Genomic DNA, 14,271 nt, shown 5'->3' with positions numbered 1-14,271 from the left:
CAAGCCACTTCATATGAGCTTCAGGCCACTGAACTGGCCCATAACTGCCAAAAACAGTGAAAAATCGAGGTGCCCTGCTTTCGGCACGGGGACGGCCACACCCGTTCAACGGGTATAAAGAGGGTGTCAGGCGGGCGTGAAAGAGGCGTTTAACGCCCGTTTCCAAAAAAACGTCGTGCTGCAAATATCCCTGTCAAGCCCTGCAAGAATGTCTGTCACGCCACACCCGGCCCGGTGCCTACAGATGGATGGCGTTGAAGGCCTGGCGGTCGATGCCCAGCCGCGCCAGCGCCGCCGGGCGCGGCTTGCGATGCGCGCGGGCGGCGGCGCTGATCTCGGCGGCGGCACCCAGCGTGCCAAAAAATGAGCGGATGAAACGGATGATGGTCATGGTCTTGTGCCTGTTCTGATGTCGCCTGTCGCGACAGCACAGAGATGGCATCGCGGATCTGCCTTCACAACGCCGGGCGGGCTCAGGGCCGCCATGCGCCAGGGGCATGCCCCGGCCCTTGACCGGGCCGGGGATCCGCGTCAGTCTTCGTCGCCGCCCAGCTGGGCCAGCACCTCGCCCTGGCCGCGCGCCCGCAGGATCAAGGGCACGATCAGCGCCAGAGCGGCGATGCCCAGCAGTGTGGCGGCGACCGGCGATTGCACCAGCGTCGTCCAGTCGCCCTGGCTGATCGCCAGCGCCCGGCGCAGTTGCTGCTCGGCCATCGGGCCCAGGATCAGCCCGACGACGATGGGCGCGATGGGATAGCCGAAGAGCCGCATCACATAGCCCAGCACGCCAAAGCCCAGCAGCAGCCCCAGTTCAAAGGTCGAGGGGTTGGCGCCGATGGTGCCCAGTGTGGCAAACAGCAGGATGCCGGCGTAAAGCCAGGGCTTCGGGATGGTCAACAGCCGCACCCACAGCCCGATCAGCGGCAGGTTCAGCACCAGCAGCATGGCATTGGCGATCAGCAGCGAGGCGATCAGCCCCCAGACCAGCGTCGGGTTGGTGGCAAACAGCAACGGCCCCGGCTGCAGCCCGAACTGCTGGAACCCCGCCAGCATGATCGCCGCCGTGGCCGAGGTCGGCAAGCCCAGCGTCAGCAAGGGCACCAGCGTGCCGGCGGCGCTGGCGTTGTTCGCGGCCTCTGGACCGGCGACGCCCTCGATGGCGCCCTGGCCGAATTCCTCGGGGTGTTTCGTCAGCTTGCGTTCCGCGGCATAGCTCAGGAAAGTGCCGATCTCGGCGCCGCCGGCCGGCATGGCGCCGATGGGAAAGCCGATGAAGGTTCCGCGCAGCCACGGCTTCCACGAGCGCGCCCAGTCGGCGCGCGTCATCCAGACCGAGCCCTTGACCGCCGTCACCTCGCCCTCGGTCGCGTCGCGCTGGCCGGCGATGAACAGCGCCTCGCCCAGGGCGAACATCGCCACGGCCATGGTGGTGACCTCGATCCCGTCCAGCAGCTCGGGGATGCCGAACGAGAGCCGCGCCTGGCCGCTGAGCTGGTCGATGCCGACGCAGGCCAGCGCCAGACCCAGAAACAGTGAGGTCAGCCCGCGCAGCGCCGAATCGCCGAAGGCCGCCGAGACGGTGACGAAGGCCAGCACCATCAGCGCGAAATACTCGCGCGGGCCAAAGACCAGTGCCAGGCGCACGATGGTCGGCGCCAGAAAGGCCAGCAGCAGGGTGGCGATCAGCCCGGCGATGAAACTGCCGATCGCCGCGGTGGCCAGCGCCGGGCCGCCACGGCCCTTGCGCGCCATCTTGTTGCCCTCGAGCGCGGTGATGATCGAGGCGCTTTCGCCCGGCGTGTTCAGCAGGATCGAGGTGGTCGAGCCGCCATACATCCCGCCGTAATAGATCCCCGCGAACATGATCAGCGACCCCGCCGGGTCCAGCCGATAGGTGACCGGCAACAGCAGCGCCACGGTCAGCGCCGGGCCGATGCCGGGCAGGACGCCCACCGCGGTGCCCAGCGTCACGCCGATCAGCGCGTAAAGCAGCATCATCGGCTCGGCCGCGGTGGCAAGGCCCTGCATGAGGAAATCGAATGCACCCATGGTTCAGGCCTTTCCGAAGAACAGATGCTCAAGCGGTCCGGGCGGCAGATGCAGCATCAGGACCTGCGAAAACACCATCCAGACCGCAAAGGACAGAGCGATGCCCAGGGGGATGGTCAGCGCCAGGTTGCGCTTGCCGAAGGCGCGGGCGGTCAGCGCAAACAGCACGCCCGTGGCAATCGAGAACCCCGCGACGTTCAGCAGCATCAGCTGCGCCGCCAGCCCGGCGATGATCCAGGCGACCGGCGCCGCGTTCTGCGCCGGCCGTTCGGGGAAATCGCCACGCAGCGCCTCGACCACGGTCCAGAGCGCAAGGCCCAGCAGCCCCACGGCCACGACCCGCGGCACGCTGGCCGGGCCGACGCCGGAATAGCCGCCCAGATCGGCCAGCCGCGCGCTGTCCCACAGCATCACGCCCGAGATCGCGGCCAGCCCGAGGGCGAGGATCAGCGCCGCCATGTCCGGGCGGCGCGGCGTTGCGTGACGATCCCCGCTCATTGCACCAGACCGATGTCCTTGAGGATGCTCTGGGTCGCGCTGATGTCCTCGGCCAGCTGGGCATCGAACGCGGGTCCGGCGAGGAAGGTGTCGGCCCAGCCCTTGTCGGCCAGCTGCTTCTTCCAGGCATCCGAAGCCGCCATCTTCTCGATGTCGGCGGTCACCTTCGCCTTTTGCTCGTCGCTCAGGCCGGGGGCGGCGGCGACCATGCGCCAGTTCTGCAACTCGACATCCAGCCCGGCCTCTTTCAGGGTCGGGGCGTCCACGCCCTCGATGCGCTCGGGGGCGGTGGTCGCCAGCAGCCGCAGCGTGCCGGCCTTGACCTGGGACTCGAACTCACCCAGACCCGAGATGCCCGCCGTGACCTGGTTGCCAAGGATCGCCGCCAGCGCCTCGCCGCCGCCGGAATAGGCGATGTAGTTGATCTTGGTCGGATCGACGCCAGCGGCCTTGGCGATCAGCCCCACGGCGATATGGTCGGTGCCGCCGGCCGAGCCTCCGGCCCAGCTGACCGCGCCCGGATCGGCCTTCAGCGCCTCGATCAGCCCCTGGATGTCCTTGATCGGCGAGGCGGCGGGCACCACGATCGCCTCGTATTCGCCAGTCAGTCGCGCGATCGGCGTCACGTCCTTCAGCGAGACCGGCGATTTGTTGGTTTCGATGGCGCCAACCATGACATAGCCGCCGACGATCAGCGCATCGGGATTGCCCTTGTTCTGGCTGGAGAACTGCGCCAGCCCGATGGTGCCGCCCGCGCCGGGCACGTTCTGGACCTGCACCGATTTCGAGATGCCTTCTTCCTGCAGCACGGTCTGCATGGTGCGCGCGGTCTGGTCCCAGCCGCCGCCGGGGTTGGCGGGCGCGATGATGGTGTAATCGGCCAGCGCCGGCAGGGCGATGGCGCCGGCCAGCAGGCCGGCCAGGATGAATGGCTTCATGGTGTTCCTCCGCTGCGGCCGGCGGCTTTGCGCCCCGGCCCGGTTCCTGTCGTTCTTTTCCATGGCCCGTAATCTGCTGGCATGCGGGCCCCCTCCTCGGGACCGGGCACTCCCGGACCATGGCCCATCCTGCACAGGAACCTGTCACGGACCTGACATCGCCGCGAAAAATCAGCGCCCCGAAAGCGCCGCGTTCCAGCGCGCCAGCAGCCTGGCCCGCGTCGCCTGGTCAAGATAGGCCAGCAGGCCCGGGCTGACCGGCACCGGCTTCAGCCGCAGCCCGGCCAGATCCTGCATGCCGCCGGCGGGGCTGTCCTGGCCTGCGACCTGAAGGCTGACGGCGGAAAGGCGCAGGGTCTGCGACAGCAGGCGCTGGCCTTCGGGCGACATCAGGAAGCCAAGGAAGGCCGCGCCCAGATCCGGCGCCCGCGCCGCCGCCGGCACCAGCCCCACGCGCGAGACGACGACGGTGAAATCCCTGGGCAGGATCAGCCCGATGTCGGGGTGACGGCGCGCCCATTCCGCCGCATATGAGCCGAGCAGGTTGTAGCCCAGCGCCAGCCTGCCGTCGGCGATGCGTTCGAGGATCTCGGCCGAGGTGGGGAATTGCCGCACGCCCACGCGCCCCATGGCCCGGATGACCGACCAGATGCCGGGGTAAAGTTCCTGGTCGCGGGCGAGAAACAGATAGCCCACGCCCGAGCGCGCCACGTCATAGGTGCCGATGCGGCCGCGCGCCTGCTCGGGATGGCCGGTGATCCAGGCCGCCAGCTCGGCGCGGGTGGCGGGCGGCGTCTGCCTGGCAAAGCTGGGCCGGTGATAGGCAAAGACCGCCGGCTCATAGGTCAGGGCATAGGCGCTGTCGCGCCAGTTGGCCCAGGCCGGCCAGTCCGGGGTCGCGGGCGTGCGCACCGCGCGCGCCAGCCCGTCATTGGCCAGCTTCACCTGCAGGTCCATGGCCGAGGAAAAGGCGAAATCCGCTGTCGCCCCGTCCTGCGATTCGGCGGCGATGCGGCGGTAAAGCTCGGTGGTCAGCAGGTTTTCATAGCGCACGGCGACGCCCGGATGCCCGACCTGAAAGGCGGCGATCAGCGGTGCTGCCAGATCGTCGTCCAGCGAGGAATAGACCGTCAGCACCCGCCCGCCGGCGGGGGCGGCAGGAAAATCGGTCACCTGCGCCGATGCCGCCACCGCCAGTAGCAGCAGCGCAAGGGTGGCGATCAGGCGGGCCAGCGGCAGCATGGCCGCAGCCTGCCAAAGCCGCAGCCCGTTCACAAGCCCGGCCGCGCCCGCTAACCTGCGCCCGGGGGGACAGACATGCGCATCCTGCTGGTCGAGGACAATCTTTCGCTGGCCGAGGGGCTGGTCACGCTGCTGCGCCAATCGGGCTATGCGGTGGATGTGGTCCATGACGGCGCCTCGGCCGAGGCCCTGGCGGCGGCAGAAAGCTTTGATCTGGTGATTCTCGATCTGAACCTGCCGCAGATGGACGGGCTTTCGGTGCTGCGCGCCATGCGGGCGCGGCGCAACCCGGCGGCGGTGATGATCCTGACCGCGCGCGGCGCCCCCGAGGACCGGGTGCGCGGTCTGGACCTGGGCGCCGACGACTATCTGATCAAGCCCTTCGACATCGGCGAGTTCGAGGCCCGCATCCGCTCGCTTCTGCGCCGGCAGGCGGGGCTGCGCAATTCCACGCTTGGCTTCGGCGATCTGGTGCTGGACCAGGCGGCGCGCAGCTTTCAGCTGGCTGGCCAGCCGCTGGATCTGCCGGCGCGCGAACGCGGGCTGCTGGAACTGCTGATCATGCGCGCCGGCAAGGTGGTGACGCGCGAGTCCATCGTGCAATCGCTGACCTCGCTCGAGGACGAGCTTTCGGCCAATGCCATCGAGCAATATGTCTCGCGCCTGCGCAAGCGCCTTGCCCCGGCCGGGCTGACGGTGCGCACCGCGCGCGGCATCGGCTATTTCCTCGACCGGGTCGCGCGGTGAGGCCGACGTTTTCGCTGCGGCGGCGGCTGCTGGCCTGGCTGCTTTTCTCGACGCTGCTGCTGGGGGCGGCGGCGCTGCTGGACACCTGGCGCGAGGCGCGGCGCATGGCCAATGCCCTGGCCGACCGGGTGCTGGCCGGATCGGCGCTGGTGATCGCCGAACGCGCCTCGCTGGACGAGGCGGGCCGCATCGCCATCGACATTCCCTATGGCGCGCTCGAGATGCTGAGCTCGGCCGCGCAGGACCGGGTGTTTTACCGTGTCGACGGCCCGCCGGGGCGGCTGGTCACCGGCTATGCCGACCTGCCGGTGGCCGCGGCGGCGCCGGGCGGCGGCCCGGGTTTCGCCGATGCCCGCTTTCTGGACGCGCCGGTGCGCGTGGCCAGCCTTGCGCGCGCCGCCTCGACCGGCATCGACGAGGTGCCCTTCACCGTCACCATCGCCGAGACCACGAATGCGCGCGAGGCGCTGACGCGGGCGATCCTGATGCGCTCGGCGCTGCGGTTGGGTTTGATGATCGCCGGGGCGGCGCTGATCGTCTGGATTGCGGTGACCCTGTCCCTGCGCCCGCTTTACCGGCTGGGCGAGGCGATCGGCAGCCGCAGCCCCGACGATCTGGGGGCGGTGGAAACCCCGGTGCCCTCGGAAGTGCGCGGGCTGGTGGCGGCGGTGAATTCCTTCATGCAGCGGCTGAAGGCGGCGCTGGACGGGCTGCGCCATTTCACCGGCAATGCCGGGCATCAGCTGCGCACGCCGCTGGCGGTGGTGCGCACGCAGCTGGCGCTGGCGGCGCGCGCCCCCTCGCTGCCCGAGGCGCAGGCCGCCGCCGCCAAGGGCGATCTGGCGCTGGCCCGCGCCGAAAGAGTGCTGGCGCAGCTCTTGGTGCTGGCGCGGGTGGATGCGGCGGCGGGTGTGGCGGCGGGCGCAAGGCTGGATCTGCTGGCCTTTGCCCGCGACCTGACCGCCGAACATATTCCCGCCGCCGCCGAGGCCGGCATCGATCTTGGCTTTGAGGTTGCGGCCGGGGTCGGGGACGATCTGGCGGTGCGCGCCGAGCCGCTGCTTCTGGGCGAGGCGCTGGGCAACCTGATCTCGAACGCGCTGCTGCATGCCGGGCGCGCCGCCGTGGTCACCGTGCGCCTGCGCCGCGCCGGCGACCAGGCGCTGCTCGAGGTCGAGGACAATGGTCCCGGCATCGCCCCCGCCGCCCGCGCCGCCGCGGTCAGCCGATTCTCGCGCGGGGGCAATGCCACGCCGGGCATGGGGCTGGGCCTGCCGGTGGTCGAGGAGATCGCCCAGCTGTTCGGCGGCCGGCTGGAACTGGCCGATGCCGCGGGCGGGCGCGGGCTGGTGGCGCGCATCCTGCTGCCGGCGGCCTGATCGGGGCACTTGAAATTTCCGCGCCGAGCCGTCATCTTGCCGGCGTTCGCGCCTTCGTGAACGCAGTCTGACGGCCGGGCCCCTCTGGCGGACGTGGCGGCACGTTCGTGATGTCGGCGTCGAACCCTGACCAGCCGCCTGGAACCGATTTCACATGCAACAAGGACACCATCCTTCCGCGGGGGGCACAGCGAATGGCGGCACCCGCCCGACACTGGGCTATTTCACCTGGTCCTTCATCGTCACCATTGCCGGCCTGGCCCTGGGCGCGGCACTGGGCTGGCAGACCACTGGCACCCTGGGCGGCATGCTGTCGGTGCTGTTCATCTGCGCCGTGCTGGCGGTGCTGGAGATCTCGCTCTCTTTCGACAACGCCATCGTGAACGCCAACAAGCTCAAGGAGATGACGCCCGCGTGGCAGCACCGCTTCCTGACCTGGGGCATCGTGATCGCGGTCTTTGGCATGCGCATCGTGTTTCCGCTGCTGATCGTCATCATCGCCGCCAATATCGGCCCCTGGCAGGCGATGGTCATGGCGGCAAGCCAGCCCGACCAGTATTCCGAGATCATGAAACAGGCGCATCTGCCGATCGCGGCCTTTGGCGGCACCTTCCTGATGATGGTGGGCCTGTCCTTCTTCTTCGACCATGAAAAGGACGTGCACTGGGTGCGCTGGCTGGAAAACCGCATGCAGCGCTATGCCACCATCCGCGGCATCGAGGTCGCCATCGTGCTGGTCACGGTGCTGGGCTTTTCCAAATTCTTCGAGCCAGTCGAATCGCAGGTGTTCTTCACCTCGGCGATCTGGGGCCTGGTGACCTTCCTGCTGGTCGAGGTGCTGGGCGGGCTGCTGGACAGCAGCCAGCAGGCAGTGCAGGCGGGGGCCAAGGGCGGGCTCGGGGCGTTCCTTTACCTTGAGGTTCTCGATGCCTCGTTCAGCTTCGATGGCGTGATCGGGGCATTCGCGCTGACCCACAACCTGTTCGTCATCGCCATCGGCCTGGGCATCGGCGCCATGTATGTGCGCTCGATGACCATCATGCTGGTCGAGCGCGGCACGCTGGCGGAATACCGCTATCTGGAGCATGGCGCCTTCTATGCCATCCTCGCGCTGTCGCTGATCATGTTCGTGCAGCCCCTGCTGCATATCCCCGAGGTGGTCACCGGCCTGGGCGGCGCCACGCTGATCGGCATCTCGCTCTGGTCCTCGATCCGCTGGAACCGCAGGAACGGCGCGAAGGGCTGATCCCGGCGCCATCGCGGCCCCGGCCGCCGCCCCGACCCGGGCGGCGGCCTTTTTGCTGCGCGCGCGGCGGGCATCTGCTATAGGGGCATGGCAGCCGGAGGTTTCTCAATGCGTTATGCGATCGCCGCGGTCCTTGTCCTTGTCCTGCTGGCCCTGCTCTGGCTGGCCTTCGGGCGTCAGGGGCGTGCGACCCATGACGACGGCGCCGATGTGGCGGCGCTTTACCAGGTCAGGCGCGACCTGCCCACGGGTCCGCTGCGCGTCTTTCAGCTGGGCCACAGCCTGGTCGGGCGCGACATGGCGGCGATGCTGGCGCAGCTCGCGGGGCATGATTACGCGCTGCAGCTGGGCTGGGGCACGGCGCTGCGCGAACATTTCCAGGGCCCCGAGGCGATCAGCGGCTTTGCCGAGGAAAACGCCACGCCGCATTACCGCGACGCGCATCAGGCGCTGGCCAGCGGCGATTACGACGCCTTCGTGATGACCGAGATGGTGCGGCTGAAGGATGCGCTGCTTTACAAGGAAAGCCGGGAATACGCCGCGAATTGGGCGGCCGAGGCGGTGGCCGGCAACCCGCAGGTCCAGATCTTTCTCTATGAGACCTGGCATGCGCTGGACGACCAGCCCGACTGGCTGGCGCGCCTGCCTGACGATCTGGACGGCATGTGGAGCCAGGTCCTGTGGCCCGCCGCGCGCGCGGCGAAGCGCCCGGTCTGGCTGATCCCGGCCGGTCAGGTGATGGCCGCCGTGGTGCGCGAGGCGGAAGAAAAGGGCATCGCTGAGCTGACCTCGCGCGAGCAGCTGTTCGCCCGCAACCCGGATGGCACGCTCGACACCATCCATCCGGGGCATCTGGGGCTGTATCTGGTGGCGCTGACCCATTACGCGGTGCTTTACGGCAAGAGCCCGGTCGGCCTGCCGCATGAGCTGACCCTGGCCGACGGCACGCCCGCCGCCGCGCCCTCGGCGGAACTGGCGCGCCGGATGCAGGAAATCACCTGGGAGGTGGTGCGCGCCCTGCCGCTGACCGGCGTCACGGGCAAGGACTGACTCAGGCATTCCTTGAAAATCCGGCCATTGACCTTGCGCGCGATCTGGCCTTTCTGGCGCTGAAATCAAACGGAGTCCACGATGCTTACCGGTTTCGTGCTGTTCTATGTCGGTGCCGTGCTTTTCCTCAACGGGCTCTGGCTTCTGGGCCGGATCTCGGATCGCGAGATCGTGGTGATCAATATCGTCACCGCGCTGGTCTCGGGGGCCACCGTGCTGCATGACGCCTTTGGCGCGGCGGCGGATGCGGCCAGCATCCGCAATGCGGCGCTGAGCCTTCTGTTCGCCACCACCTATCTGTGGGTGGCCTACAACCGCTTTGCCGGCGTCGATGGCCGCGGCCTCGGCTGGTTCAGCCTGTTCGTCGCCATCACCGCGGTGCCGGTGTTCCTGCGCGCCATCGCCACCGCCGCCAGCGGCACCGAGGTCTGGCTGGCGCTGAACTGGCTGGTCTGGGCGGTGCTGTGGTTTCTGTATTTCCTGCTGCTGGCACTGGATCGCCCGATCCAGCGCCAGACCGCATGGTTCACCCTGTGGACCGGCATCCTGACCGGCTGGCTGCCGGGCTTCCTGCTGCTGGACGGGCTGATCTGATCAGGCAAACAGATGCGCCTCGTCGATGGCGCGGCGCCAGAAGGCGTCGCGGTCGGTTTCGGGCGTCCAGCCCAGCACCCGCCTGGCCTTGGAATTGTCGAAGGCTGACAGATGCCCGCGCGATTTCCAGTCCGCCAGCGAGGCCGGCGCCGCGTCGCGCCGGCGCAGCGCGTGACGCTTCAGCCCCTGTTTCAGCACATCCGCCAGCCACAGCGCCGTCAGGTTCGAGCCGGCGACGCGCAGCCTTGCGCCGGCGCGCTGGTGGATGGCGTCGAAATAATCCCGTCCCGAGAACATTGCATCGCCCACCAGGTTGAAGCTTTCGCCCAGGGCCGCATCCTGTTGCATCATCAGGATCAGCCCGTCCGACACGTCATCGGCCAGCACGAAGGGCAGGATGTTGTGACCATTGCCCCACAGCCGGACCGCACCGGCGCCGTGCCAGCGCCCGATGCCCCAGTGCTGCAAGGGGCCGCCGTCGCCCAGCACGATGCCCGGCCGCGCGATGGCAAGCGCCAGCCCCTGCGCCTGCAGCGCCCCCAGGCGGCGCTCGCCCTCGGCCTTGGCGCGGGCATAGATGTTGCGCGCCGCCATGTCGCCGAAATCCGTGGCCTCGGTGATGGTCGCGTGCGGCGCCGACATGTCATATGAGGCGATGGTGCCGGTATGGATCAGCCTGCCGACCCCGGCGGCAAGGCAGGCGCGGCCGATGCGCTCGGTGGTGGCGATGTCGCCCGCGAGTGCCGCGTCCCAGTTCTTGTCAGTCGATTTCGCCAGGTTATAGACGCAATCCATCCCCGCCATGGCCGCGGCGAGCCCCGCCTCATCGCGCATCGAGACGCCGGTGGTTTCCACATGCGCGGCCAGATCCGGGAAGGGACCGCCCGCCCCGCGCGAGATTACCCGCACGTCATGGCCCTGCTGCACCAGCCGGCGCACCAGGTTGCGGCCGATGAAGCCGGTGCCGCCGATGACCATGACGCGCGGATCGGGCCTGCCTTGCGGATGGATGGGCGGCGCAGGCAGGGCGGGCAGGCGCGCCAGCGTGTCGGCGATGGCCTGCATGACCTGGCGTGCCGCCGCCGGGCCCAGGCGCGGGTCGGGTGTGCCCGACCGGATGCCGGCGTAAAACCCGGCGACGGTTTCGCGAAAACTCAGCCCATAGGGGCTTTTCTGATTGAGCGAGGCCGCCTGGCGCGCGGCATTGCGCAGCCCCTCGCGCAGGTGGCCGGTGGCGCGGGCCAGTTCCTTCAGCAGCGGGTTCAGCACCAGATCGGCGGTATTGTCGCGCGCCGTCACCAGCGTGTCGGCGGCGAAATCCATCCGCGCCATGCCCGACGAGCCGCGCAAGCTGACCGAGCGGTCGTCAAAGGTCTCGACCAGCGACAGGGAAATGGTGACATCGACATGGCCGGCGCGGGCCAGGATGCGCCAGGCTTGCGGGCGGCTCTCGCCGCCGGGCAGGGTGATCCACTGGCCAAGGCTGACATGCTCGACCTCCAGCGGTCCGAACAGGTCACAGGCCATGGAATAGGGATGCGGGCCCAGTTCCAGCAGCAGGTTTTCCGTGCGGCGCAGCATCCACAGGCTGTAGGGACCCGAGCGCAGCGGCACCAAGGGCAGCGCCCAGTTGATCTGCGCGCTGCTGACCCGCCCCAGATCGCCCGATTGCAGCTGCGTCTTCAGCCGCTGATAGGCGGGCAGGGCAAGGAAATTGTGGCAGGCGGCAAGCTGGCGGCCGGCGGTGCTGGCGGCGGCGGTCATCTCGTCCAGCTCCGAAAGCGACAGCGCCACCGGCTTTTCCACCATGACATGCAGCCCGGCGCCGAGGCATTTCACCGCAAGCTCGCGGTGCAGTTGCGGTGGCGTCAGGATATGCACCACGTCGCAGAGCCTGGCCGCGATCATCTGGTCAAGGTCGGTGAAGGCGGCGATGCCATGCGCCGATGCCAGCGCCTCGGCCGCGTCGCGGGCCGGGTCGCAGACCGCGACCAGCCGCGCCCCCGGCGTGGCCCTGATCGCATCCGCGTGCCACTGGGCGATATAGCCCGCGCCGATGATGCCGATCCGCAGGTCACTGGTCATGGAAAGCTCCTATTTATACTCGATAATGCGCATGGCCTCGCCTGTGCGGCGGCGACGGTAATAGGTCAACATGCCAAAAAGGTTGGGGATCTTGGCCAGGGTCAGCAGCCCCGCCTGCCGTGCCGCCATCGGCTGGCCGGCAAGCCCGCGCAGGGTCTTGAAAAACGACAGCGCGTAAAGCGCCAGCGCCAGCGCCGAGATCCAGCCCGAGACCGCCAGCCCCAGCACGAACAGCGCCGGCAGCGCCAGGCCATAGACCCAGACGCGCAGCTTCTCGCGGCGGAAATGCGACGGGTGCATGGCGCCGACCTGGGCGAATCCATGGCCGTTGCGGATGGTGCGCGACCACCATTGCCCGAAACGGGTCATGTCGGCATCGTGCCAGGTCATCTGCTCGGGCAGGCGCTGCAGCCGCCACCCGGCCCGGGCCAGACGCAGGCAGAATTCGTCATCCTCGGCCGCGATCACCGTCGGGTCAAAGCCGCCGGCGGCGCGAAAGGCCGAGACCCGCACCATCATGTCGCCACCGCAGGTGGCGATGGGGCCGGCCGGGCGGCGCCAGTCCACCTCGCACATCTGGTTGTAGACCGTGGCCAGGGGATGGATTTCCGAGCGCCAGCCGGTCACCAACCCCAGACCGGGATCGCCAGCCAGCGCCGCGCTGCCCCTGGCCAGCCAGCCCGCCTCAACCCGGCAGTCGCCATCGACGAATTGCACCAGGTCCAGCTCGCCCGCGGCCAGCAGCGCCTCGAACCCGGCATTGCGGGCGCGGGCGGCGGTGAAGGGAACCGACCTGTCCAGTTCGACCACGGTGACGCCAAGGCTGCGTGCGAAGGCCACGCTGCCGTCGCCCGAGCCGCTGTCCACATAGACCACGCGTTCGCAAAGCCCGACCAGCGAGCGCAGGCAGGCTTGCAGCCGCGCGCCCTCATTGCGGCCGATGGCGACGGCGCCCAGGCTCGGACGGGTCATGGTTCCTCCGGGGGTTGTTCGGACCTGGCGCAGACTAACCGCTGCGGGCCATGGCCGGCAATGCGGCGCGGCCTGCCCTTATCGGCAGGTGGTCACTCTGCCGCGACCTGCTGGCGCAGGCTTTGCCGGGCCAGGGCCGAGATCAGGTCGGTCTGCGTCACGATGCCGACGATGCGCCCGTCCTCAAGCACCGGCACCGCCTCGCATGCGCCCGAGGCCAGCATCGGCAAGAGCGTGGCGATGGGCGCGTCCGGCGCCACATGCGGGGGATCGACCTGCATGATTTCCCGGGCGCGGGTGGGCAGGTCCTCGCGCGGGTTCAGCATCTCGGACATCGCCGCCAGAAAGCGGCGGTCGTGGTGAAAGGCGTCCTCGCGCGCCCGCCGGATCAGGTGCAGCTGGAAGATCACCCCAAGAAAGCGGCCCTCGCCGTCCACCACCGGCAGCGAGGTGAAACCGCGCTGGCGAAAGATGTCGGCCACCCGCGCCAGCCGCGTCTGCGGCTCCACGGTGACCAGATCGCGCGACATCACCTCGGCCGCGGTCAGCGGCCCGGTGCGATGGGTGGCGGCCTGCATCTCGGCGGCGCCGATCAGCCGCGCCAGATCCTCGACGCCGAGGTTCACCGACTGGCGATAGCGTTGCAGGATGTCGGTCAGCTCGGCCCGGGACAGGCCCAGCCGCTCCATGGCGGGATGGTCGGTGGTGCCGTGGCGGCCCGGCTCGTTGAACTGGCGGAAGGGATAGCGCCGCCCGGTCAGCCGCGCATAGACCATGGCCAGCATGACCAGCGTCACCGTGCCCGCCAGCACCGGCGTCAGCAAAAAGCGCAGCCCCAGCTCGCGCACCGCCTCGGGATTGAGCGCCGCGGTCATCGCCACCGCGCCCGCCGGCGGATGCACGGCACGCAGCAGGATGGTCGCGGCGATGGTCAGCCCGACCGCCAGCGCCACCGCCAGCGTGCCGTCCGGGACCAGGCGACAGGTCAGGATGCCGATGCCGGCGCCGGCCAGATTGCCGACCACCGCCGACCAGGGCTGCGCCAGCGGGCTGTTGGGCACGGCAAACAGCAGCACCGAGGTCGCGCCAAAGGGCGCCACCATGCACAGGCCCAGCCGCAGGTCGGTCGAGGGCGCCAGCAGGAACAGGCCGGCCAGGCCCAGCCCGATCAGCGCCCCGACGCCGGCCCTGAGCGCCTCGCGCGGCGAGCCGGGCGCGATGGCCGGGCCAAGCGCCTGCATGATCCGGGGCAGCATTGCCCCGGGCAAGATAGTCATCCGAATTGTCCTGTCCGCGCCCGCGTCGCGCGGGTTTCCTGCGCGTAAATGTCGCAGCCGCGCGGCGGTTGCAAGGCCCGCCGGGCTATTTGTAGCGTCCGCCGCGCTCCAGCACCTCGATCTGGTAGCCGTCGGGATCGGCGACGAAGAAGAACCGCGCGATGATCTCTCCGGCCGGGGCGAAATCGACCAGC

The 14,271-nt window shown here is 69.2% G+C and carries 13 protein-coding genes and 1 pseudogene; 5 read left to right on the top strand and 9 right to left on the bottom strand.

What is annotated here, in order from left to right; translation table 11 throughout:
* Positions 1 to 238: 238 nt before the first annotated feature.
* The 5 genes from WMK75_RS16075 to WMK75_RS16055 all read right to left on the bottom strand — a co-directional run bounded on the left by WMK75_RS16075 (position 239) and on the right by WMK75_RS16055 (position 4,727).
* A complete protein-coding gene (locus WMK75_RS16075) occupies positions 239 to 391 on the bottom strand; it encodes a hypothetical protein (RefSeq protein WP_347268625.1) in 153 nt (50 codons plus the stop codon).
* Between the two features lie 140 nt (positions 392 to 531).
* Positions 532 to 2,049: a tripartite tricarboxylate transporter permease gene (locus WMK75_RS16070; RefSeq protein WP_347268624.1), complete on the bottom strand. Its 1,518-nt coding sequence runs from the start codon at positions 2,047 to 2,049 to the stop codon at positions 532 to 534.
* Positions 2,050 to 2,052: 3 nt separating this feature from the next.
* The gene (locus WMK75_RS16065) at positions 2,053 to 2,547 is read right to left on the bottom strand and encodes a tripartite tricarboxylate transporter TctB family protein (RefSeq protein ID WP_347268623.1); all 495 of its coding nucleotides are present in this window, start codon (positions 2,545 to 2,547) and stop codon (positions 2,053 to 2,055) included.
* Complete coding sequence (locus WMK75_RS16060; protein ID WP_347268622.1) at positions 2,544 to 3,485, bottom strand: tripartite tricarboxylate transporter substrate binding protein; 942 nt, start codon at positions 3,483 to 3,485, stop codon at positions 2,544 to 2,546. The genes WMK75_RS16065 and WMK75_RS16060 overlap by 4 nt, the downstream gene beginning before the upstream one ends.
* A gap of 171 nt (positions 3,486 to 3,656) precedes the next feature.
* The gene (locus WMK75_RS16055; protein ID WP_347268621.1) at positions 3,657 to 4,727 is read right to left on the bottom strand and encodes an ABC transporter substrate-binding protein; all 1,071 of its coding nucleotides are present in this window, start codon (positions 4,725 to 4,727) and stop codon (positions 3,657 to 3,659) included.
* A 75-nt stretch (positions 4,728 to 4,802) separates the two neighbouring features.
* On the opposite strand from WMK75_RS16055, the gene WMK75_RS16050 reads away from it, so the two are divergent.
* From WMK75_RS16050 to WMK75_RS16030, 5 genes are all read left to right on the top strand, one after another.
* Positions 4,803 to 5,474: a response regulator transcription factor gene (locus WMK75_RS16050; RefSeq protein ID WP_347268620.1), complete on the top strand. Its 672-nt coding sequence runs from the start codon at positions 4,803 to 4,805 to the stop codon at positions 5,472 to 5,474.
* Positions 5,471 to 6,853: a sensor histidine kinase N-terminal domain-containing protein gene (locus tag WMK75_RS16045; protein WP_347268619.1), complete on the top strand. Its 1,383-nt coding sequence runs from the start codon at positions 5,471 to 5,473 to the stop codon at positions 6,851 to 6,853. Before WMK75_RS16050 ends, WMK75_RS16045 begins: the two co-directional genes overlap by 4 nt.
* A 154-nt stretch (positions 6,854 to 7,007) precedes the next feature.
* A complete protein-coding gene (locus WMK75_RS16040) occupies positions 7,008 to 8,099 on the top strand; it encodes a DUF475 domain-containing protein (protein WP_347268618.1) in 1,092 nt (363 codons plus the stop codon).
* A gap of 108 nt (positions 8,100 to 8,207) precedes the next feature.
* A complete protein-coding gene (locus tag WMK75_RS16035) occupies positions 8,208 to 9,149 on the top strand; it encodes a hypothetical protein (protein WP_347268617.1) in 942 nt (313 codons plus the stop codon).
* An 81-nt stretch (positions 9,150 to 9,230) separates the two neighbouring features.
* The gene (locus WMK75_RS16030; RefSeq protein ID WP_347268616.1) at positions 9,231 to 9,743 is read left to right on the top strand and encodes an AmiS/UreI family transporter; all 513 of its coding nucleotides are present in this window, start codon (positions 9,231 to 9,233) and stop codon (positions 9,741 to 9,743) included.
* Here WMK75_RS16030 and WMK75_RS16025 read toward each other — a convergent pair whose 3' ends face one another.
* The 4 genes and pseudogenes from WMK75_RS16025 to WMK75_RS16010 form a co-directional block, all read right to left on the bottom strand.
* Positions 9,744 to 11,828, bottom strand: coding sequence for a Gfo/Idh/MocA family oxidoreductase (locus WMK75_RS16025; RefSeq protein WP_347268615.1), 2,085 nt, complete (start codon positions 11,826 to 11,828; stop codon positions 9,744 to 9,746).
* Positions 11,829 to 11,837: 9 nt separating this feature from the next.
* The gene (locus tag WMK75_RS16020; RefSeq protein WP_347268614.1) at positions 11,838 to 12,800 is read right to left on the bottom strand and encodes a glycosyltransferase family 2 protein; all 963 of its coding nucleotides are present in this window, start codon (positions 12,798 to 12,800) and stop codon (positions 11,838 to 11,840) included.
* Positions 12,801 to 12,892: 92 nt separating this feature from the next.
* Positions 12,893 to 14,077, bottom strand: coding sequence for an HPP family protein (locus WMK75_RS16015; RefSeq protein WP_347268613.1), 1,185 nt, complete (start codon positions 14,075 to 14,077; stop codon positions 12,893 to 12,895).
* Between the two features lie 85 nt (positions 14,078 to 14,162).
* Positions 14,163 to 14,271: pseudogene (locus WMK75_RS16010) on the bottom strand (lactoylglutathione lyase); the annotation flags it as partial.

It is taken from the genome of Paracoccus sp. (in: a-proteobacteria), assembly GCF_039808215.1.
GTDB lineage: Bacteria > Pseudomonadota > Alphaproteobacteria > Rhodobacterales > Rhodobacteraceae > Paracoccus.
This window is presented reverse-complemented; position numbering and strand designations above follow the sequence as displayed.

Coding starts and splice junctions, on each gene's coding strand:
- WMK75_RS16055 (WP_347268621.1), bottom strand. CDS start 4,727: ATGCTGCCGCTGGCCCGCCTGATCGCCACCCTTGCGCTGCTGCTACTG.
- WMK75_RS16065 (WP_347268623.1), bottom strand. CDS start 2,547: ATGAGCGGGGATCGTCACGCAACGCCGCGCCGCCCGGACATGGCGGCG.
- WMK75_RS16035 (WP_347268617.1), top strand. CDS start 8,208: ATGCGTTATGCGATCGCCGCGGTCCTTGTCCTTGTCCTGCTGGCCCTG.
- WMK75_RS16075 (WP_347268625.1), bottom strand. CDS start 391: ATGACCATCATCCGTTTCATCCGCTCATTTTTTGGCACGCTGGGTGCC.
- WMK75_RS16020 (WP_347268614.1), bottom strand. CDS start 12,800: ATGACCCGTCCGAGCCTGGGCGCCGTCGCCATCGGCCGCAATGAGGGC.
- WMK75_RS16030 (WP_347268616.1), top strand. CDS start 9,231: ATGCTTACCGGTTTCGTGCTGTTCTATGTCGGTGCCGTGCTTTTCCTC.
- WMK75_RS16060 (WP_347268622.1), bottom strand. CDS start 3,485: ATGAAGCCATTCATCCTGGCCGGCCTGCTGGCCGGCGCCATCGCCCTG.
- WMK75_RS16070 (WP_347268624.1), bottom strand. CDS start 2,049: ATGGGTGCATTCGATTTCCTCATGCAGGGCCTTGCCACCGCGGCCGAG.
- WMK75_RS16025 (WP_347268615.1), bottom strand. CDS start 11,828: ATGACCAGTGACCTGCGGATCGGCATCATCGGCGCGGGCTATATCGCC.
- WMK75_RS16015 (WP_347268613.1), bottom strand. CDS start 14,077: ATGACTATCTTGCCCGGGGCAATGCTGCCCCGGATCATGCAGGCGCTT.
- WMK75_RS16040 (WP_347268618.1), top strand. CDS start 7,008: ATGCAACAAGGACACCATCCTTCCGCGGGGGGCACAGCGAATGGCGGC.
- WMK75_RS16050 (WP_347268620.1), top strand. CDS start 4,803: ATGCGCATCCTGCTGGTCGAGGACAATCTTTCGCTGGCCGAGGGGCTG.